Raw genomic sequence first — 21,704 nt, 5'->3', positions numbered from 1 at the left:
GGGTCGAGGCGAGAATCTGAACTAATTATCACAATTAACGCTTATTATAAATTTACGTGACAAAAGTTTTCTTTGTCGGTCTCGCCGATAAATATCATTCGGTTCGATTGGAGATGGGGCATAAATTCAATTCTTTCAAAGAAATTACAAGTATTTTAAAAGATTGAATGACATTGCCGAACATCCCGGAATATTCAAATTTCAATATATTTGATAAAAACTGCGCACAGTATCTAGCGCAATGCGAAAAACCCACGCCAGTGTCGTGAGACCGCGCATGAACCGATAAGGTAATCGAAATGAATAAGTCGTATCGAACTATTTGGAATGAAGCGCTTGGGGCGTGGGTGGCGGCGTCGGAACTGGATGCCGCTCGGGGGAAGCCGAACAAGTCGGTCGTTGCCGCTGCCACGGCAATCGCTTTGTTTGTGGTCGCTCAAGGTAATGCGTTCGCGCAATACGCTCCGTCTGGCGGTTCGGCCGTTGCACAGGCAATAGCAATCGGTTCAAATTCTGGCACGGGACCGAATGCCTCGGCCGCAAATGCTATCGCAATCGGCAACGGGGCATTGGCAAACCAGACCCAGGCAATCGCTATAGGCTTGAATACCAGCGCCACTGGCTCACTCGCAGTCGCGATTGGTTACCTCAACACCGCAAGTGGTTTCGCGTCGACAGCGCTTGGGGATCAAGCAACTGCAACTAACACATATTCTGTTGCACTTGGAACGCTTTCCTATGCATCGGGAAGCAGTGCAACAGCGTTAGGTACACAGGCAAATGCATCGGGAACCAACGCAACCGCGGTAGGTGCTGGGGCAAATGTGGCCGCAACCAATGCAACCGCGCTTGGCCAGTCCGCCGTTGTTTCTGCTGCAGGAGGCGATGGTATGGCGCTTGGCTCAAAGGCAAATGTTTCAGCCACTTCAGCCACGGCCATTGGCCAAAATGCTACGGCCGCTAATGCGAACGCGGTTGCGTTGGGCTCCAGTTCGGTGACGGCGGCTGCAAATCCGACCGCGACAGGAACCGTTGGAGGCGTCACCTATAACTACGCAGGCACGAACCCTGGCAGCGTGGTGAGCGTGGGTGCAGTAGGATCCGAGCGGCAGGTTACGAACGTCGCGGCAGGTCGGGTGACAGCAACCAGCACGGATGCGATCAACGGTTCGCAGTTGTTCGCGACCAACACGGCAATCAACAGCCTGTCCACTTCGACGTCGACCGGTCTGTCGTCGGCCACCAGCTCGATCGCATCGCTCTCGACTTCGGCGTCGACGGGCCTGTCGTCGGCGAACAGCTCGATTGCATCGCTGTCCACCTCGACGTCGACCGGCATCTCGTCGTTGTCGACGGGCTTGTCCACGACGAACAGCACGGTGACGTCGCTGTCGACTTCGGCGTCCACGGGCCTGTCATCTGCGAATAGCGCGATCACGTCGCTGTCCACCTCGACGTCGACCGGCATCTCGTCGTTGTCGACGGGCTTGTCCACGACGAACAGCACGGTGACGTCGCTGTCGACTTCGGCGTCCACGGGCCTGTCGTCGGCGAACAGCGCGATCACGTCGCTGTCCACCTCGACGTCGACCGGCATCTCGTCGTTGTCGACGGGCTTGTCCACGACCAACAGCACCGTGACGTCGCTGTCGACTTCGGCGTCCACGGGCCTGTCATCTGCGAACAGCGCGATCACGTCGCTGTCCACCTCGACGTCGACCGGCATCTCGTCGTTGTCGACGGGCTTGTCCACGACCAACAGCACCGTGACGTCGTTGTCGACTTCGACGTCCACGGGCCTGTCGTCGGCGAACAGCGCGATCACGTCGCTGTCCACCTCGACGTCGACCGGCATTTCGTCGCTGTCGACGGGCTTGTCCACGACCAACAGCACCGTGACGTCGTTGTCGACTTCGACGTCCACGGGCCTGTCGTCGGCGAACAGCGCGATCACGTCGCTGTCCACCTCGACGTCGACCGGCATTTCGTCGCTGTCGACGGGCGTGTCGACGGCCGTCAGTTCGATCGCATCACTGTCGACCGTGACCGGCAACCTGGGCAGCAGCACGGCTTCGGCATTGGGCGGTGGGGCGACCTACAACCCGGCGACCGGAACGATCAGCGCGCCCGCCTACACGACATACAACGCCAATGGCACGACCAGCACGGCGAACAATGTCGGTTCGGCGATCAACAACATCAACAGCCAGGGCATCAAGTATTTCCACGCGAATTCGACGGCGCCGGATAGCCAGGCGTTGGGAACGAATAGTGTCGCGATCGGCCCGAACGCGGTGGCGACCAATGCAGGCGACGTCGCGCTGGGCTCCGGTTCGGTGACGGCCGCGTCGAATCCGACGGCGACGGGCACGATCGGCGGGACGACGTACAACTACGCGGGCACGACGCCTGCGAGCGTGGTGAGCGTGGGCGCACCGGGCGCCGAACGTCAGATCACGAACGTTGCATCGGGTCAGGTGACGGCGACGAGCACGGACGCGATCAACGGCTCGCAACTGTTCGCGACGAACACGGCGATCAACAGCCTGTCGACCTCGACGTCGACGGGTTTGTCGTCGGCGAACAGCGCGATTACATCGCTGTCCACCTCGACGTCGACCGGTATCTCGTCGCTGTCGACGGGCTTGTCCACGACGAACAGCACCGTCACGTCGTTGTCGACTTCGGCGTCCACGGGCCTGTCGACCGCAAACAGCGCGATCACGTCGTTGTCCACCTCGGCGTCCACCGGCATTTCGTCGCTGTCGACGGGTTTGTCCACGACGAACAGCACGGTTGCCTCGTTGTCGACCTCGACCTCGACGGGTTTGTCGTCGGCGACCAGCTCGATTACGTCGTTGTCGACGTCGACGTCGACCAGCGTTTCGTCGCTGTCGACCGCCATCAACGCGGCGAAGACGCACTATTACAGCGTCAACGACAACGGCACGCAGCAGGGCAACTACAACAACGACGGCGCGACGGGCATCAACGCGCTGGCAGCAGGGACGAACGCGACGGCAGCGGGCGCGAGCGCGGTGGCAGTGGGTGATGGTTCGAACGCCAGCGCGGCCGGTTCGGTCGCCCTGGGTCAGAACGCAGTGGCCAGCATCGCGAACAGCGTGGCGCTGGGCTCGAACTCGGTGACGGCGGCAGCCAATCCGACGGCAACGGGTACGATCGGCGGGACGACGTACAACTACGCAGGCACGACGCCGGCAGGTGTGGTGAGCGTGGGCGCACCGGGTGCGGAACGCCAGATCACGAACGTGGCGGCCGGTCAGGTGACGGCGACGAGCACGGATGCGATCAACGGCTCGCAGCTGTTCGCGGCGAACACGGCGATCAACAGCCTGTCGACCTCGACGTCGACTGGCCTGTCGTCGGCGAACAGCTCGATCGGCTCACTGTCGACGGGTCTGTCGTCGGCCACCAGCTCCATTGGTTCGCTGTCGACCGGCTTGTCGACGGCGGATAGTTCAATTGCCTCGCTGTCGACCTCGACGTCGACTGCCGTCAACGCATCGAAGACGCACTACTACAGCGTGAACGACAACGGCACGCAGCAGGGCAACTACAACAACGACGGCGCAACGGGCATCAACGCGCTGGCAGCAGGGACGAACGCGACGGCAGCGGGCGCGAGCGCGGTGGCGGTGGGCGACGGTTCGAACGCCAGCGCGGCCGGTTCGGTCGCCCTGGGTCAGAACGCAGTCGCCAGCGTCGCGAACAGCGTGGCGCTGGGCTCGAACTCGGTGACGGCGGCAGCCAACCCGACGGCCACGGGCACGGTCGGCGGGGTGACGTACAACTACGCAGGCACGACGCCGGCGGGTGTGGTGAGCGTGGGCGCGCCGGGTGCGGAACGCCAGATCACGAACGTGGCGGCCGGTCAGGTGACGGCGACGAGCACGGACGCGATCAACGGTTCGCAGCTGTTCGCGGCGAACACGGCGATCAACAGCCTGTCGACCTCGACGTCGACCGGCCTGTCGTCGGCGAACAGCTCGATCGGCTCACTGTCGACGGGTCTGTCGTCGGCCACCAGCTCCATTGGTTCGCTGTCGACCGGCTTGTCGACGGCGGATAGTTCAATTGCCTCGCTGTCGACCTCGACGTCGACTGCCGTCAACGCATCGAAGACGCATTACTACAGCGTGAACGACAACGGCACGCAGCAGGGCAACTACAACAACGACGGCGCGACGGGCATCAACGCGCTGGCAGCAGGGACGAACGCGACGGCAGCGGGCGCGAGCGCGGTGGCGGTGGGCGACGGTTCGAACGCCAGCGCGGCCGGTTCGGTCGCCCTGGGTCAGAACGCAGTCGCCAGCATCGCGAACAGCGTGGCGCTGGGCTCGAACTCGGTGACGGCGGCAGCCAACCCCACGGCAACGGGTACGATCGGCGGAACGACGTACAACTACGCAGGCACGACGCCGGCAGGTGTGGTGAGCGTGGGCGCGCCGGGCGCAGAACGCCAGATCACGAACGTTGCAGCGGGTCAGGTGACCGCGACGAGCACGGACGCGATCAACGGCTCGCAGCTGTTCGCGGCGAACACGGCGATCAACAGCCTGTCGACCTCGACGTCGACTGGCCTGTCGTCGGCGACCAGCTCGATCGCATCGCTGTCGACGTCGACCTCAACCGGCATCTCGTCGCTGTCGACGGGTTTGTCCACGACGAACAGCACGGTTGCCTCGCTGTCGACCTCGACGTCGACCGGCATCTCGTCACTGTCGACGGGCTTGTCCACGACGGATAGCAACCTTGCTTCGCTGTCGACCTCGACTTCGACGGGCCTGTCGACCGCAAACAGCTCGATCTCGTCGCTGTCGACCGCTGTCAACGCGTCGAAGACGCACTACTACAGCGTCAACGACAACGGCACGCAGCAGGGCAACTACAACAACGACGGCGCGACGGGCATCAACGCGCTGGCAGCAGGGACGAACGCGACGGCAGCGGGCGCAAGCGCGGTGGCGGTGGGCGATGGTTCGAACGCCAGCGCGGCCGGTTCGGTCGCCCTGGGTCAGAACGCAGTCGCCAGCGTCGCAAACAGCGTGGCGCTGGGCTCGAACTCGGTGACGGCGGCGGCCAACCCGACGGCCACGGGCACGGTCGGCGGGGTGACGTACAACTACGCAGGCACGACGCCGGTCGGCGTGGTGAGCGTGGGCGCGCCGGGTGCGGAACGCCAGATCACGAACGTGGCGGCAGGTCAGGTGACCGCGACGAGCACGGACGCGATCAACGGTTCGCAACTGTTCGCGACGAATACGGCGATCAACAGCCTGTCGACCTCGACGTCGACTGGCCTGTCGTCGGCGAACAGCTCGATCGCATCGCTGTCCACCTCGACGTCGACCGGTATCTCGTCGCTGTCGACGGGCTTGTCCACGACGAATAGCACGGTTGCCTCGTTGTCGACCTCGACCTCGACCGGTATCTCGTCGCTGTCAACGGGCTTGTCCACGACGGACAGCACGGTTGCCTCGTTGTCGACCTCGACGTCGACCGGTCTGTCGACCGCAAACAGCTCGATCGCATCGCTGTCGACCTCGACGTCGACCGGCATCTCGTCGCTGTCGACGGGCTTGTCCACGACGAACAGCACGGTTGCCTCGCTGTCGACCTCGACCTCGACGGGCTTGTCGACCGCAACCAGCTCGATCTCGTCGCTGTCCACGTCGACCTCGACTGGCATCTCATCGCTGTCGACCGCTGTCAACGCGGCGAAGACGCACTATTACAGCGTGAACGACAACGGCACGCAGCAGGGCAACTACAACAACGACGGCGCGACGGGCATCAACGCGCTGGCAGCAGGGACGAACGCGACGGCAGCGGGCGCAAGCGCGGTGGCGGTGGGCGATGGTTCGAACGCCAGCGCGGCCGGTTCGGTCGCACTGGGTCAGAACGCAGTCGCCAGCGTCGCGAACAGCGTGGCGCTGGGCTCGAACTCGGTGACGGCGGCAGCCAACCCGACGGCCACGGGCACGGTCGGCGGGGTGACGTACAACTACGCAGGCACGACGCCGGCGGGTGTGGTGAGCGTGGGCGCGCCGGGTGCGGAACGCCAGATCACGAACGTGGCGGCCGGTCAGGTGACCGCGACGAGCACGGACGCGATCAACGGTTCGCAGCTGTTCGCCACGAATACGGCGATCAACAGCCTGTCGACCTCGACGTCGACCGGCCTGTCGTCGGCGACCAGCTCGATCGCATCGCTGTCGACTTCGACCTCAACCGGCATCTCGTCGCTGTCGACGGGCTTGTCCACGACGGACAGCACGGTTGCCTCGTTGTCGACCTCGACCTCGACGGGCCTGTCGTCCGCGACCAGTTCGATCGCCTCGTTGTCGACCTCGACCTCGACGGGCCTGTCGTCGGCGACGAGTTCGATCGCATCGCTGTCGAGTTCGACCTCGACGGGTCTGTCGACGGCAACCAGCTCGATCGCATCGCTGTCCACCTCGACGTCGACTGGCATCTCGTCGCTGTCGACGGGCTTGTCCACGACAGACAGCACCGTTGCTTCGCTGTCGACGTCGACGTCGACGGGTCTGTCGACGGCAACCAGCTCGATCTCGTCGCTGTCCACGTCGACCTCGACCGGCATCTCGTCGCTGTCGACCGCTGTCAACGCGGCAAAGACGCACTACTACAGCGTGAACGACAACGGCACGCAGCAGGGCAACTACAACAACGACGGCGCGACGGGCATCAACGCGCTGGCAGCAGGGACGAACGCGACGGCAGCGGGCGCAAGCGCGGTGGCGGTGGGCGATGGTTCGAACGCCAGCGCGGCCGGTTCGGTCGCCCTGGGTCAGAACGCAGTCGCCAGCGTCGCGAACAGCGTGGCGCTGGGCTCGAACTCGGTGACGGCGGCAGCCAACCCGACGGCCACGGGCACGGTCGGCGGGGTGACGTACAACTACGCAGGCACGACGCCGGTGGGTGTGGTGAGCGTGGGCGCGCCGGGTGCGGAACGCCAGATCACGAACGTTGCAGCGGGTCAGGTGACCGCGACGAGCACGGACGCGATCAACGGTTCGCAACTGTTCGCGACGAATACGGCGATCAACAGCCTGTCGACCTCGACGTCGACCGGCCTGTCGTCGGCGACCAGCTCGATCGCATCGCTGTCGACTTCGACCTCAACCGGCATCTCGTCGCTGTCGACGGGCTTGTCCACGACGGACAGCACGGTTGCCTCGTTGTCGACCTCGACCTCGACGGGCCTGTCGTCCGCGACCAGTTCGATCGCCTCGTTGTCGACCTCGACCTCGACGGGCCTGTCGTCGGCGACGAGTTCGATCGCATCGCTGTCGACCTCGACCTCGACGGGTCTGTCGTCCGCGACCAGTTCGATCGCATCGCTGTCCACCTCGACGTCGACCGGCATCTCGTCGCTGTCGACGGGCTTGTCCACGACGAACAGCACGGTTACCTCGTTGTCGACCTCGACCTCGACGGGCCTGTCGACCGCAACCAGCTCGATCGCGTCGCTGTCCACCTCGACGTCGACCGGCATTTCGTCGCTGTCGACCGCCGTCAACGCGGCAAAGACGCACTACTACAGCGTGAACGACAACGGCACGCAGCAGGGTAACTACAACAACGACGGCGCGACGGGCATCAACGCGCTGGCAGCAGGGACGAACGCGACGGCAGCGGGCGCAAGCGCGGTGGCGGTGGGCGATGGTTCGAACGCCAGCGCGGCCGGTTCGGTCGCCCTGGGTCAGAACGCAGTCTCCAGCATCGCGAACAGCGTGGCGCTGGGTTCGAACTCGGTGACGGCGGCAGCCAACCCGACGGCCACGGGCACGATCGGCGGGGTGACCTACAACTACGCAGGTACGACGCCGGCAGGCGTGGTGAGCGTGGGCGCGCCGGGCGCAGAACGCCAGATCACGAACGTTGCAGCGGGTCGGGTGACGGCAACGAGCACGGACGCGATCAACGGTTCGCAGCTGTTCGCGGCGAACACGGCGATCAACAGCCTGTCGACCTCGACGTCGACTGGCCTGTCGTCGGCCACCAGCTCGATCGGCTCGCTGTCGACCGGCTTGTCGTCGGCCACCAGCTCGATCGGTTCGCTGTCGACCGGCCTGTCGTCGGCCACCAGCTCGATCGGTTCGCTGTCGACCGGCTTGTCGACCGCGACCAGTTCGATCTCGTCGCTGTCGACCTCGGTGTCGACCGCCATCAATGCGTCGAAGACGCATTACTACAGCGTCAACGACAACGGCACGCAGCAGGGCAACTACGCCAATGACGGCGCGACGGGCATCAACGCGCTGGCGGCAGGCACGAACGCCACGGCAGCGGGCGCAAGCGCGGTGGCGGTGGGCGATGGTTCGAACGCCAGCGCAGCCGGTTCGGTCGCCCTGGGTCAGAACGCAGTCGCCAGCATCGCGAACAGCGTGGCGCTGGGCTCGAACTCGGTGACGGCGGCGGCAACGCCGACGGCCACGAGCACGGTCGGCGGGGTGACGTACAACTACGCAGGCACGGCGCCGGTGGGCGTGGTGAGCGTGGGCGCGCCGGGCGCGGAACGTCAGATCACGAACGTGGCGGCCGGTCAGGTGACCTCGTCGAGCACGGACGCGATCAACGGCTCGCAGCTTTATACGGCGATCGAAGCGATCAACAGCCTGTCGACCTCGACGAGGTCGGACATCACCTCGCTGTCGACCAGCCAGTCGTCGCTGTCCACGTCCCTCATCACGCTGTCGACTTCGACCGTGACGGGCCCCAGCAGCACCTACTACAGCATCAACGACGGCGGTGCGCAGCAGGGCAACTACAACAACAACGGCGCGACCGGCATGAACGCGATGGCGCTCGGTCCGAACGCACTGGCTTCCGGCGCCAACAGCGTCGCGCTCGGCAACGGTGCGAACGCGAGCGCGGACGGCGGCACGGTGATCGGTGCGAGCGCGGTGGTGTCGGCCGCGAACGGCACGGCGATCGGCAAGGGGGCGACCGCCTCGGCGGCTGGCGCGGTGGCGCTCGGCGCGAACTCGGTGGCGGACCAGGCCAATACGGTCTCGGTCGGCGCGCCGGGAAGTGAACGCCGCATCACCAATGTCGCGGCGGGCGTGAACCCGACCGACGCGGTGAACATGTCCCAGTTGAACGCGGTGCAGTCGAGCGTGAACAACGTCGCCCGCACGGCGTACTCGGGCGTCGCGGCGGCGACCGCGCTGACGATGATTCCGGACGTCGACGTCGGCAAGACGATCGCCGTGGGCATCGGCGGCGGCAGCTACCAGGGCTACAGCGCCGTGGCGATCGGCTTCACGGCGCGTCTGACGGACAACCTCAAGCTGAAGGGCGGGGTGAGCGGCAGCAGCGCCGGCTACACGTACGGCATCGGCGCGGGTTATCAGTGGTAATGCGCGGCGCGTCCGGATGCGGTTCGGTCCGGACGCGCTGCATCTCAGCGTCATCCGGATATGAATCGGAACGTCAAACACAGGAACAGTAAGAGGGACATCATGTTCAACGCAAAACGAGCCGTACTGCTGGGCGCCACGGCGCTCGTCGGTTGCACAACCTTCTCGAGCCCGACTCACACCGCCTATTCGGTGTCGATGCCGGACGGCGTGCAAGCGTATCGAGTCACCTGCTACGGCCTGCTGGAAGGCCCCGGTTCGTGCCGCAAGGCAGCGGAGGCGATCTGCAAGGATAAGCCTGTCACGGCGCTGGAGGGGCAGTCGCTGCTGGGCGCCACGTCAGGCGGTCAGCCGGACACCCGGAATCTGCTGTTCCAATGCGGCGCGCCGCGAGCAAAGCCTTCCGTGCTTCCCGCGGCAGCCGCGCCGGCCGCACCGGCCGCCGTTGCGCCGATGCCGAAGGCAATCACGACGCTCAACGTCGATGCCAACTTCGATACGGCGCAGGCGAACCTGACGCCGGCCGCCCGCGTGCGACTGGACCAGTTGATTGGCGATGCGCGCGGCACCTCGATCAGGACGGTGACGGTCAACGGCTATACCGATTCCGTCGGCTCCGACGTCTACAATCTGGATCTGTCCGAACGCCGGGCCCAAGCGGTATTGGCTTATCTGCGGGACCACGGATTGCAGGCCGGCAAGTTTGCCGGCCGGGGTTATGGCGAGGCCAACCCGGTTGCTTCGAACGCGACGGCGGCGGGGCGGGCGAGCAATCGCCGGGTTGACGTGCTGCTCGATATCGACAAGCAATAAGCCATGCCTGACCGCGCGCCACTGGCTTGTGACGGGACGAATATTTTCCTAGGCATGTTTGTCCGATAAGCGGTATTTTCGTGGCAGGGGCCGTCACATCTCGATGCCAGCCCTTTTCCAAGGAGGCAGCCGGTGATGGGGAAGCACGTAGGCAAGGAACAACGGTTCCGTACAAGCCAGCTGGGGTGCGCTGTCGCGTGCGTTTTGTTCGCGGCAGCGTGGTTCGTCCAACCCGTCCAGTCGTTCGCGGGGGAGCCCGAATCCATGCTGCCGCCGGCGAGTCCGCCGACGGCCACGGTGCTCGCGAAGGCGGCGCAGGCGGTCGGGGTCCGGCGCTGCTACGCGGCGGTGGATCAGGTGTCGACCCGCATGTTCGCGAATACCCGGCATGCGGACGTGGCGCTCGATTGGGATCGCGGCGATCCGGACAACGAGCCCCTGTTTGCGCTGTCGGGGCTGGAATACCCGAATACCTCGGCGGTGTTGTCGCTGACCACCGTGCCGGCGCCGAGCGGCGGCTGCACGATCCTGGTCGAGCGGATCTCGAGTTCGACGCAGTCGTGCCGGGAGTATGCTCATTCGGAACTGCCCGGTTATCGGGGCACGCCGCTCGTGAAAGCCGTGACGGTCTATACCGAGCCGAGCCGGCCGCGCGAGACGGTGACGCTGGTCGATACGCCGCCCGCCTGCGTGATCGTGCGCCGGCAAGTGCAATACCGGTGGGGGGCCACGCAATGATGCCTCGCCGCACGACCTTGGCTTGCACGCCATGCGGAATCGAGCGGCCCATGTGACGAAGGTTCACATTCCGGCCGGAGCGATCTCTTACACTGGATTCCAAGCTGATCGACTCGTGCGGGAGACGATGTAGCCCAGAAAGCCTCAGTTTCCCCACTGAGGCTTTCGCCATTTATGGACCGGTATTCGTTGTTTACGCAGCAAGAATCCGTCACAGGTCGCTCATGGATTGTGAGCCTCCCAGGGGATACGGATGATCTGTTCGTCGGCGCAGCGCCGCTTCATCAAGTTCCCCTTGATCGACGGAATAAGAGAACTGACTTTCCGTTCGGCTGCACGATTCGCGTCAGGGCGCATCATTCAATCAATCCTCCGACGCTCGGTCATACAACGAACAGTTGGCTGTCCTGCATTATCGTATTTATTCGAGCTATTCCAACAAGCTACGGAGTGGCTCATGAAAAACGATTGGCGCCGGGGGTGGGCCTGGCTCGTCGCGCTTGCCTGCGCACTGTTGTTGTCCACGGGCGCGCGAGCGGCCGGGGTGCCGTCCTACACGGATATCGTGTCCGCGAGCAGCGGGCTCTGCCTGTCGAGCGCGGGCAATGCGTCGACCGCCGGCGCGGTCATCGTCCAGACTTCCTGCTCGGGGAGTGCCAATACCACCTGGGCATTGGTGCCGGTGGCCGGCAATCGCTATCACGTCGTGCTGCAAGGCACGGGGCTGTGTCTCGCGGTGAACGGTGGCGGCAGCAAGGCCGGCACGACACTGGTTCAGTGGGCATGCAGCGACACGGGGCTGAACGGGCAATGGACGTTCCTCGCGGTCGGCGCCAGCTACCGGCTGGTATCGGCGGTCAGCGCGATGTGCGCGGCCGTGAACGGCGGCTCGAATGCCGATGGGGCGCAGCTGGTCCAGTGGCCCTGCCAGAGCGCGACCGCGCTGAACGATCAGTTCAACCTCTACCTGCCCGTGCAGGCGGCCACCAACGTGGTGGCCGCCCACAGCGGGCGCTGCATGGTGGAGAACGGCAATACCGCCGTGCAAGGCGCATGCAACAGCCAGGGCAGCACCAGTTGGAGCTTCATGCCGGCGGGCAGCGGTTATCAGATCGTGTCGAACACCGGCAAGTGTCTTGCCGTGAACGGCAACAGTCTCGCGGCTGGCGCGACAGTGATTCCGTGGGCATGCGGCGATACCAGGCTGAATGGGCAATGGACAGTCCTGCCCGTCAACGGACGTTACCGGCTGGTGTCCGCGCTCAGCGGAATGTGCGCGGCCGTGAACGGCGGTTCGAAAGCCGATGGCGCGCTGATCGTCCAGTGGCCCTGCCAAAGCGCGACCGCGCTGAACGACCAGTTCCTGCTGACGTTGCCGCAGACGTTCCCGGTCACGCTGCCGTCCGCGTGGAGCGCGGTGATTCCGTTGCCGGTGAATCCGATCGGCCTCGCCAATACGCCGGCGGGCAAGCTCGTGATGTGGTCGTCCAATCAGCCGTTCACTTTCCAGGGCGACGTCGGCGGTAATGCGACCCAGACGTACACGGCCGTGTTCGACCCCGCGACCAATACAGCCACGCAATTCATCGAAACCTCGGCGGGCGCCGACATGTTCTGTCCGGGCACCGCGATGTTGTCCGACGGCCGGCTGCTCGTGAACGGCGGCGACAGCAGCCCGAGAACCTCGCTTTATGACTGGTCGACCAATGCCTGGAGTACCGCCGCGCGGATGAACATTCCGCGCGGTTACGAGGGCGACACGGTGCTGTCGACGGGCTCGGTGCTGACGCTGGGCGGCTCGTGGAGCGGCGGTTCCGGCGGCAAGAACGGGGAGGTCTGGACCAATGGCGGAAGCTGGACGGTGCTGTCCGGCGTGCCGGAAACCAACATCATCGGCCCCGATCCGGCGGGCGTGGCGCGCGGCGACAACCATCCGTGGCTGTTCGCGCAATCGAACGGCAGCGTGTTCCACGCGGGGCCCAGTTCGCAGATGAACTGGATCTCGACGAACGGCAGCGGTTCGATCCAGTCGGCCGGCAAACGCGGCGTCGATCCGTTCGCGATCAACGGCAACGCGTCACTTTACGACGTCGGCCAGATCCTGAAGACGGGTGGTGCGAAGTCGTATGAGCAGCATGGCACGGTGCCGAACTATGCGTCGAACGCGGCGTACATGATCGACATCACGCGCGGCCCGAACCAGGCGGTCGGCGTGAAGCGCATCAATGGCATGACCTATCAGCGCGGGTTCGCGAGCAGCGTGATCCTGCCGAACGGCAGCATTGTGATCATCGGCGGCCAGAGCGTGGCGGTGCCGTTCACCGATTCGACGGCCGTACTGGTGCCGGAGATCTGGGATCCGGCCACGCAGCGCTTCAACCTGCTCAAGCCGATGCAGACGCCGCGCACCTATCACAGCACGGCGATCCTGATGGCGGACGGGCGCGTGTTCTCGGGCGGCGGCGGCCAGTGCGGCGCGGGCTGCGCGGCCAATCACCTGAACGCGGAAATCCTGACGCCGCCGTATCTGCTCAACGCGGACGGCACGCCGGCCGCGCGCCCGACGATCGTGTCGGCGCCCGCCAGCACGACGCACGGCACGACGATCGCGGTGTCGACGCAGGGCGCGGTCTCGTCGTTCGTGCTGATGCGGATGGCGTCGATCACGCATACGGTTAACAACGATCAGCGCCGGATTCCGCTCGCGATCGCGGCGTCGAGCGGCACGGCGTACCAACTGACGATTCCGGCGGATGCGGGCGTCGTGCTACCGGGCTACTACATGCTGTTCGCACTCGATGCGAACGGCGTGCCGAGCGTGTCGAAAGCGATCAAGATCGGTTGATGCGGTCGGCTGTCTCGGCGTGATGCTCGCGGATGAAGGTCAGGTCTGGACGGCCGGGCCTTCATTCAGATTGGTTGCCAGGCTGGTTGACAGTCGAGGCAGACGCACCCACCTGCCGGGCGATCTCACGCTGTCAAACGCTGCCGGCGCAATTTCACGATCAACAAGGCAGGCGCCGGGGCAATGGAGCGCGAAGAACGAGAGGTCTCGTTATAAGGCTTCTGCCTGGCGCCAGCTGAAGGCGGCCGGGTAGCGTTCAAGCCATTTGCACACGGTTGGCGCGGCCACCCCGTGATTGGGGCGCGCTCGAACCCGATTCGGTGTTCCCCTGAAGCATTTCGAGTCGACGCGTGAAAGTGCATTCCCGAAAGATTGGGTGTTCGGCGATTTCCAGTCATCCGGGCTTAGTCCGGATGAGTCATTGATACGACCTATTGATGTTGCACAGCTGGTCCACCGGGTCGATCGTCACAAAGCGCATGCGCCATTGTTGATTTGCCGCCCGGATTGCCGTCTATGCCATCCGCTTCCATGGCGCCCCCCCATTGCCTCCACGGTTGTCCTTTCGATTCGAGCGCCGAGCCCCGGCTGCCAATGCCTTGACCATTGACATACCGTCAGACCTTCAAGGAAAGAGCATCTTTGTTGAATCCAAATCACTCGTCAATGCAGGGCTTCTACACGTGGGGTCGAGGCGAAATTCCGATGCGCACCTCGGTACTAACATTTCTTATTAAATATGTGACAAAAGTTTTGTTTTTAAAAACAACTCTCAAATATGATGCGATCAATTCTAACCGAGTTGGCTGATTTGATTTTAATCGATTTGATTGATTTGATTATTTTTTGATCGACGCGAGCCGTATCCATCTCTCTTACTTCGCATCTGATGGTTTGAGTTTGAGAGCAGGATATGGCACATCCTCAAGAGTCGTGCCGTCGCTCTGATTTTAAAATTAGCCAATATTTTTACGATGCACGTAATCCACGCCTGGGCGTGAGATAACGCATGATTCGATGGAGTAGTCGAGATGAATAAGTCATACCGGACGATGTGGAATGAGTCGCTTGGGGCGTGGGTGGCCGCGTCGGAACTGGATGCTGCGCGGGGGAAGCCGAACAAGTCGGCCGTTGCCGCTGCCACCGCAATCGCTTTGTTTGTGATCGCTCAAGGTAATGCGCTCGCGCAATACGCTCCGTCTGGCGGTTCGGCCGTTGCACAGGCAATAGCAATCGGTTCAAATTCTGGCACGGGACCGAATGCCTCGGCCGCAAATACTATCGCAATCGGCAACGGGGCGGTGGCAAACCAGACCCAGGCAATCGCTATGGGCTTGAATTCCAGCGCCACGGGCTCACTCGCAGTCGCGGTTGGTTACCTCAACACCGCAAGTGGTTTCGCGTCGACAGCGCTTGGGGATCAAGCAACTGCAAGTAACACATTTTCTGTTGCACTTGGAACGCTTTCCTATGCCTCGGAATCCGCTGCGACAGCGGTAGGTTATCAGGCAAATGCGCTCGCCACCAATGCAACTGCGCTTGGCCAGTATGCCGTTGTAACTGCGACAGGAGACAATGGTACGGCGCTTGGCTCACAGGCAAATGTTTCCGCCACTTCAGCCACGGCTATTGGCCAAGGTGCTACGGCCGCCAATGCGAACGCGGTTGCTTTGGGCTCCGGCTCGGTCACGGCCGCGCCGAACCCGACGGCCAGCGCGATGATCGGCGGCATCTCGTACGGCTTCGCGGGCATTTTGCCGACGAGCGTCGTGAGCGTGGGCGCACCGGGCGCGGAGCGCCAGATCACCAATGTCGCCGCCGGCCGGGTCTCCGCGACCAGCACGGATGCGGTCAACGGCAGCCAGCTGAACGCGACGAACCAGGCCCTCAACAGCCTGTCGACGTCGACGTCGACCAGCATCAGCTCGCTGTCGACAGGGGTCAGTTCGCTGTCCACGAGCCTGAACGCGACCAACAGCACGGTGGCGCAGTTGTCCAGTTCCACGTCGACCAGCATCGGTTCGTTGTCGACCGGGGTGTCGAACATCAACAACCAGTTGACGTCGCTTTCGACCTCGCTCAACAACACGACGCTTGCGCAGAAATCATCGGGCATCGCGGCCGACATGAACGGCACGGGCTCGGACCAGCCGACCGTCACCGCCGGCTCGAACTCGGTGGCGGTCGGCGCAAATTCGACGAACGGCGGCCGCTCGAATGTCGTATCGGTCGGCAGCGACACGCAGCCGCGGCAGATCATCAACGTCGCGCCCGGTACGCAGGGTACCGATGCAGTCAATCTGAATCAATTGAATGCTACGCAGGCGGCGGCAAATTCGTACACGGATCAACGCGTCGGGGCGTTACAGCAAAGCGTATCGGATGTTACACGCAACGCTTACTCCGGGATTGCCATCGCAGGCGCTTTGGCCGGTCTGCCGCAAGTTGATACAGGAAAAACCATTTCAATGGGCGCGGGATTCAGCAACTACGGAGGTTACACGGCCGTCGCGATAGGTGGGAGCGCGCGACTGACCGAGAATACCATCGTCAAGCTTGGTGTCGGTACGGTAAATGGATCTCGCGCGATGGTTAACGGCGGCATTGGATATTCATGGTGACAACTCGGACGAAGGGCGGTTGTCTTTACGCATTGCCGCGTTTGTCTGACGGCCGTGGCATCAGGCGCGACAGGAGCAGGGTGAAAACGCCGCAAATGCCGGCCCGAGCCGCCGAGCCTGCTGCGAGCAAGTGCCGGTGGTGTTCATTGGGAAAACGAAGCCGCCTCCTGAAACACCGGGCATAGCCTCTTGCTTGGAAGGCATAAGAGTAGGGGCCGGTTATAAAACCGGCTCCGCTCGTTTCAAGCTGTTCCGACAGATGAGCGGGCGGGCAAACCAAAGAAATGCATTCGTGAAGTGCCAGCGCGCCGATCAAATCAGATGCGACGACGATGGAGAATTTGAAACCGCCAGGATGAATAGCTTGGCGTGTTCAAACAACGAGGAAACCCAGGTATGAAAATCATTCTGACCACATGCACGTTGTTCGTCCTTGCCTCGTCTGCCATGGCTTGCGACTTGACGGGCGTCAAAGGGGCGATCAGCAACGACGGCCAAGCAATCACGGCCCGGCAATCGATCCTGCTCAAGGACCAGGCACGCACCTACGGTGGTTACGAGCGAGCCGCTGCCTATATGGCGCAGAACCGTCTGGAGGTACTGAAAAACGCCTCGTATTCTCAAGCCGTCAAGGATCAAGTGAGCAACGACATGCTGAAGAACACCCAGGATCTGAAGTGCTGGGCGCTGGCCTGCAATAAAGACAGAAGCGATCCGGGGTGCCAGCTTTAAGAGCCGTTTTCATTCGTGAAAACGGCTCGATTTGGATACCTGAGCAAGGGAATCCAAGGGATGAGCGTGCAGTTCATTGACGACGCATGTCGCGCCAAGTCAGCAGCGTGTACAGATTCTCGTCGTCCCGCAGCCGACGGTGCGCATCGAACTCGCTGCGCGGCGGCTTCGCGAAGCGGACGTTATACAGGCCGATGAAGGAGGACGCAGAGGCATTTTCCACCTCGATCGTCTGGATGCCGCGCAAGCGCAACGCCTTGGCCAGGCGGTCCTGCAACTCACGAGCTTCCTGACTGCCGGCAAAACCGCGCTTGCCCGAAGCCAATCCGGCGGCTCCGGATTCCTGATAGCGCAACCAGCCGTTCGACTTGGCGGAACACTCAGGCCGTTCCGCGGCTCGGCCTGGCTTCAAACCCGTTTCCACGATGGTCTGGATCACGTTGAGTCGGTCAAGTTCCCGCATGCTTTTTTGTGATAATATTGATTATGTCAAATATCATGCGCAAGCTTGTCGAGGCGATGCGGGCAATCAAAGCAACCCTGCTGCTGGCGATCTCGCGCCCGGCAACAGCGCGGCAGTCCCATTTTGATGCCCGAGGGTAAGGTATGCATACAGTGATGACGGTACTTTTGAATCGCCCGGTCGACGGATTGCTCGATAATCACGCCGATTACGCGCACGTCAAGGGGTATCGTCACGCGGTCGTGGACGTGACGCATGTCTATGGACCTCGGCAGCCGGTGCTCTTCAAGTATCAAGCAATATTCCACGAGCTTACCTGCTTGCGCGATGGCGATTTGCTGCTCGTGTTGGACGCATTCTCGGTCGTTTTCGGCAGACAACCGCTGGATGACGTTGCGCGGGGATACGATGCCATCGTGACCAATCAGGAGCCTGGGTCGCCTTGGCCTGCGGCGAGCGGGATGATTTTTCGCAATACGTTGGAGGTGCGGGAACGCATTCGCAAGTTGGTGCTTGAGTTCGGGCGTTGGGCCATGTACCTGCCAGACTACGTACAGGGCTGTGAAGTGTCGTATCTGCGGGAAGCGTTTCATCCGCTTCCGTTTGCTGACGTTCTTTCCAACGGCCATCTCGCGGCCGTCCAGACTATCTGGGATCAGGGGCTCTCGATTGATTTTCTAGCCGACGCGATGCCGCTGGTTGCGCACAACGCGCCGCGCTGGCAATGCGTGGACGGACACTGGCGTCCGACTGCGGACTACGATTTCCGCTACGTCACTGCCCTGCTGGACGATGCCCGTGTGGTCAAAGGCGGGGGGCGACCCGATGCCGCAGGGTCGTGGGACGCGGCGCGACAACGCGCACGCGAGCCCGAGTTGCACGTCAACCCCAACGCATCGATTGCATTCGTCACGCTCCACACCGCACATGTTGCTGGCTATGGTGATATCCACGAAGAGAATTTCGAGCGCTACTGTCTTCGCCATGGCTACGGATACCACTCATATCGTGTGCCGCCCGAATTCTTGCCGCCGGGCGTAACCGCGAACTGGGCGAAACTGCACTTGATTCGACATCATTTGCGTGACCACGCGTTCGTGTTCTGGGTGGATTCCGATATTTTGGCGGTCAATCAGGCTGAGCCGATCGACCCAGTGATCGTTGAACGCGACTTCGTGATTGGGACCGACCACACGGCGTGGGCGGTGAACTCCTGCGTGATCGGGGTGCGTGACACAGCGGAGATGCGCAACTTGGTCGATCACCTGTGTGCGAGTATCGAATCAATCGGCGACCGTTCGTCCGTCTATTCGAATGGCGGCGATCAGCAGGCTATTCAGGAGGGCATGAAACATTTTGGAATGCTTGATGCCCGCTATATCGTCGATGCGATTACGCTCGCTGCATCGCCGATCTATGCGACCCGCGAACATCGGTTCGTGCACTTTCCCGCGCAGCACGGCCACTATCGTGCCGTGACCATGCGAGTTTGGGACCGCCAGCGTTCCGAATACGAGTTGGCGGGCGCGCCCGTGCTGCGTGGCGCGCGATCGGACCGGTCACACCGGCCGCCGGCAGGATCGGGCGATGATCCTGTCGCGACGACGGAACCGCAAGAGGCGCGCACGCCGCGCGCCGGGCGCTTACTTATTGCCGCCAAACAATAGCGTCAGGTAGTCGCCGTTGGTCTTCATCTTCGCCATCAGCGCGTCGAGCATCGTGAACTGCGACTTGTACTGCGTGGTCAGCTGCTCGGCGTAGCCCGCCAGCTGTTCCCGGCGCTGCGACAGGCTCTTCATGCTCGTATCGATCTCGCTGAGGCGGACCGCAAGCGTACCCTTGTCGGTCAACTTGGTGCCGTCGTCGCGGATGTGCTGGTTGATCTGGTTGCTCATCTGCTTGCCGAGGCCGTCGGTTGCGTTGAACACCCGGGCCACGACCGCGGGCTTGTTCTGCAGCGCCGCCTTCAACGCGGCGTTGTCGACCACCAGCGAGCCGTCCGGCAGGTTCGAGCCCGCCGGCGCGAACTTCACACCGATTTCCGCGAAACCGGCCTTGGCCGTGCCGTTGTCGATCCCGCCCGCCATGATCTTGCCGAGCGAGTTGCGGATCGCGTTGAGCGTCGGATCGCCGAGCAGGATGCCGCCCTGCTTGCCTTTCTCCGCAGTTTTGTCGAACTTCGAGTAATCTGCCGCCGTCTTCATCACGGAGTTGTACTGGGTGACGAAATCGGTGACCACCTTCGCCTGCGCATCGATGTCGGGCGAGATCGTGAGCGTCTGGGTCGAGCCGAGCGCCTCCTGCGTGACGTTCAGCGTCACGCAGGCGATCACGTCCTTCATCGCGTTGTCGGCGTGGCGCGCCGTGATGCCGCCGACCGAGACGATCGCATCCTGGGCCGCCGCGTCCTTGCTCTGGGTCCAGGTGTGAGCCCCGTCCATCACCTTCGACGGGCCGCCCTTCGGATCGACCACCGACTGCACCGCGAACTTCGACAGGCCGCCGTCGTCCTTGACGCTGCTGACGTCGATGTTGATGACGTTCGCGCTGCCCGAGGCGACCGTGCGCAGCACCAGGTGCGCGCCGTCGGTACCATTGACGATCGTGGCCGTCACGCCCGGGTTCTTCTGCGAGGCGTTGATGGCGGCGGTGATGCCGGCCGGGGTGTTGTTCTCCGGGGTGACGTCGAGCTGCATCGACTTGTCGCCGACCTTGAGCGTCATCGTGCCGGTGCCGAGCTTCTGCTTCGGATCGAACGCGCTCGACACGAGAGTCTGGGAAGTCGCGACCTGCTTGACTTCCACCTGGTAGCTGCCGGCCGTCGCGCCCTTCTCGGTGGTGGCCGTCAGGCCTTTGCCCGATGCGTTGACCGCGAATTTCTGCTGCAGCGTGCCGTCGGACAGCGAGGTCAGCGTCTTCTGCAGCGACGCCAGTTCGGTGCGCACGCGGCCGAACGCGGCGGACAAATCGTTGTTCCGGGTGGTGGCGGAACTGATCGCCACGTTCAAGCCCTTGGTCCTGTCATTGACCAGAACGCCGATCAGCCCCGCAATGTTCAGATTGCTCTTGCCCGTGGTGCCGTTGATGATCGACTGCGTCGCGTCCTGCAGCGCGGTGTTGGAATTGATTGTCGTGTTGTTGGTTAACCTGTCGATCGCCATGGACTCCCCCCGCAAGTTGATTGGTCTGACTATTACGGCAGCAATTTTCGGAAAGGCCGTCGTAATGTCAGCATCCTGGATGTGAAACGCTCTGCGTAAGCGGCATCCTGCCGCCATTCGAAGGGATGCTGCGTCAACCTTTGTCACTGTGGATTGCCCATTCGGAAACAGTTCCGCCCTCCTCCATCTCGGAGCCGGACAGCAAGGTGACCGTAGAAAAAATGCAGCGCCTCACCTTTTTCGGTCGCTTCGGGCCTTCTTCGTCACTCAATGTCGCTGTTCTCCGCGCATTGGCTCATCCGCCGCCGTCGACGGGCCTGCCGGCTGCGCTCGATCAGCGGGGACATGAACGCCCGCTCCCGGTCGTCGCAGGAGTCGAGCAGCAGCGCGCCGCAGGACCTGCGTTCGCGGCCAGCCTCGACGAGCCACACCGACCTGCACCGCGATGATCCTTCCTCAGCCAGAGGAAAAATATGCCTGTTGCCGCATGAACCAAAGACCCTTCCCACGATCGAAGTGTCTTGTTTAGGGCTTGGGGAAATTAGATGAAACGAGGTTTATTGGCTTTAGGCATGATCGTGTGCGTTCTTCTTGGATTCTACGGGGGAAGAAAGTTTGAGCGCTTTGCTTATGACGATACATGTTTGGATCTGGGTGGAGGGCAACTGCCTGGCGGAGGGCGATTTCCAAACGGCTATCCAATCTGCGTAATAGAAAAAACTGGCACACACTGACGATATGGTAACGCGCGTGAGCGCAGGTATAGCTGCTTCCACAGCTGCTATTACCCAACGACGCCACTTCGCTCCAGTGTGAGACGTGAAGGGCTTATGCCAGAGATTTCTTGCTCGCTCTTTAAATAGCAGTTTCGATCAGGCTCGCCGATAACGCTTCGAGTTGTGCCTGTTCGTCGGCCGACAAACG

General features: G+C 62.8%; 8 protein-coding genes and 2 pseudogenes. 7 read left to right on the top strand and 3 right to left on the bottom strand.

Annotated features, from left to right (window positions below; translation table 11 throughout):
- Positions 1–326: 326 nt before the first annotated feature.
- The 6 genes and pseudogenes from Bsp3421_RS21220 to Bsp3421_RS21195 all read left to right on the top strand — a co-directional run.
- Positions 327–9,407 (top strand): annotated as a pseudogene (locus Bsp3421_RS21220) (hypothetical protein); the annotation flags it as partial.
- A 102-nt stretch (positions 9,408–9,509) separates the two neighbouring features.
- Positions 9,510–10,220 carry an OmpA family protein gene (locus Bsp3421_RS21215; protein WP_274003150.1) on the top strand — a complete coding sequence of 237 codons (711 nt, stop codon included), beginning with the start codon at positions 9,510–9,512 and terminating at the stop codon, positions 10,218–10,220.
- A 135-nt stretch (positions 10,221–10,355) separates the two neighbouring features.
- A complete protein-coding gene (locus tag Bsp3421_RS21210; protein ID WP_274003147.1) occupies positions 10,356–10,958 on the top strand; it encodes a hypothetical protein in 603 nt (200 codons plus the stop codon).
- A gap of 457 nt (positions 10,959–11,415) precedes the next feature.
- The gene (locus Bsp3421_RS21205) at positions 11,416–13,803 is read left to right on the top strand and encodes an RICIN domain-containing protein (protein WP_274003144.1); all 2,388 of its coding nucleotides are present in this window, start codon (positions 11,416–11,418) and stop codon (positions 13,801–13,803) included.
- 1,031 nt (positions 13,804–14,834) lie between these two features.
- A complete protein-coding gene (locus Bsp3421_RS21200) occupies positions 14,835–16,424 on the top strand; it encodes a YadA family autotransporter adhesin (protein WP_274003142.1) in 1,590 nt (529 codons plus the stop codon).
- A 396-nt stretch (positions 16,425–16,820) separates the two neighbouring features.
- On the top strand, positions 16,821–17,156 hold the full coding sequence (locus tag Bsp3421_RS21195) for a hypothetical protein (protein WP_274003140.1): 336 nt from the start codon (positions 16,821–16,823) through the stop codon (positions 17,154–17,156).
- A gap of 79 nt (positions 17,157–17,235) precedes the next feature.
- On the opposite strand, the pseudogene Bsp3421_RS21190 reads toward Bsp3421_RS21195, so the two are convergent.
- Positions 17,236–17,433: pseudogene (locus Bsp3421_RS21190) on the bottom strand (ISNCY family transposase); the annotation flags it as partial.
- A 341-nt stretch (positions 17,434–17,774) separates the two neighbouring features.
- Between Bsp3421_RS21190 and Bsp3421_RS21185 the strand changes: the two are divergent.
- On the top strand, positions 17,775–19,286 hold the full coding sequence (locus tag Bsp3421_RS21185; protein ID WP_274003138.1) for a hypothetical protein: 1,512 nt from the start codon (positions 17,775–17,777) through the stop codon (positions 19,284–19,286).
- Here Bsp3421_RS21185 and fliD read toward each other — a convergent pair.
- Positions 19,263–20,780, bottom strand: a complete 1,518-nt coding sequence (fliD, locus tag Bsp3421_RS21180; RefSeq protein WP_274003114.1) for a flagellar filament capping protein FliD — start codon at positions 20,778–20,780, stop codon at positions 19,263–19,265. The genes Bsp3421_RS21185 and fliD overlap by 24 nt on opposite strands.
- Before the next feature lie 263 nt (positions 20,781–21,043).
- Positions 21,044–21,211: a hypothetical protein gene (locus Bsp3421_RS21175; RefSeq protein ID WP_274003112.1), complete on the bottom strand. Its 168-nt coding sequence runs from the start codon at positions 21,209–21,211 to the stop codon at positions 21,044–21,046.
- Positions 21,212–21,704: the final 493 nt, after the last annotated feature.

The organism is Burkholderia sp. FERM BP-3421, assembly GCF_028657905.1.
GTDB lineage: Bacteria > Pseudomonadota > Gammaproteobacteria > Burkholderiales > Burkholderiaceae > Burkholderia.
This window is presented reverse-complemented; position numbering and strand designations above follow the sequence as displayed.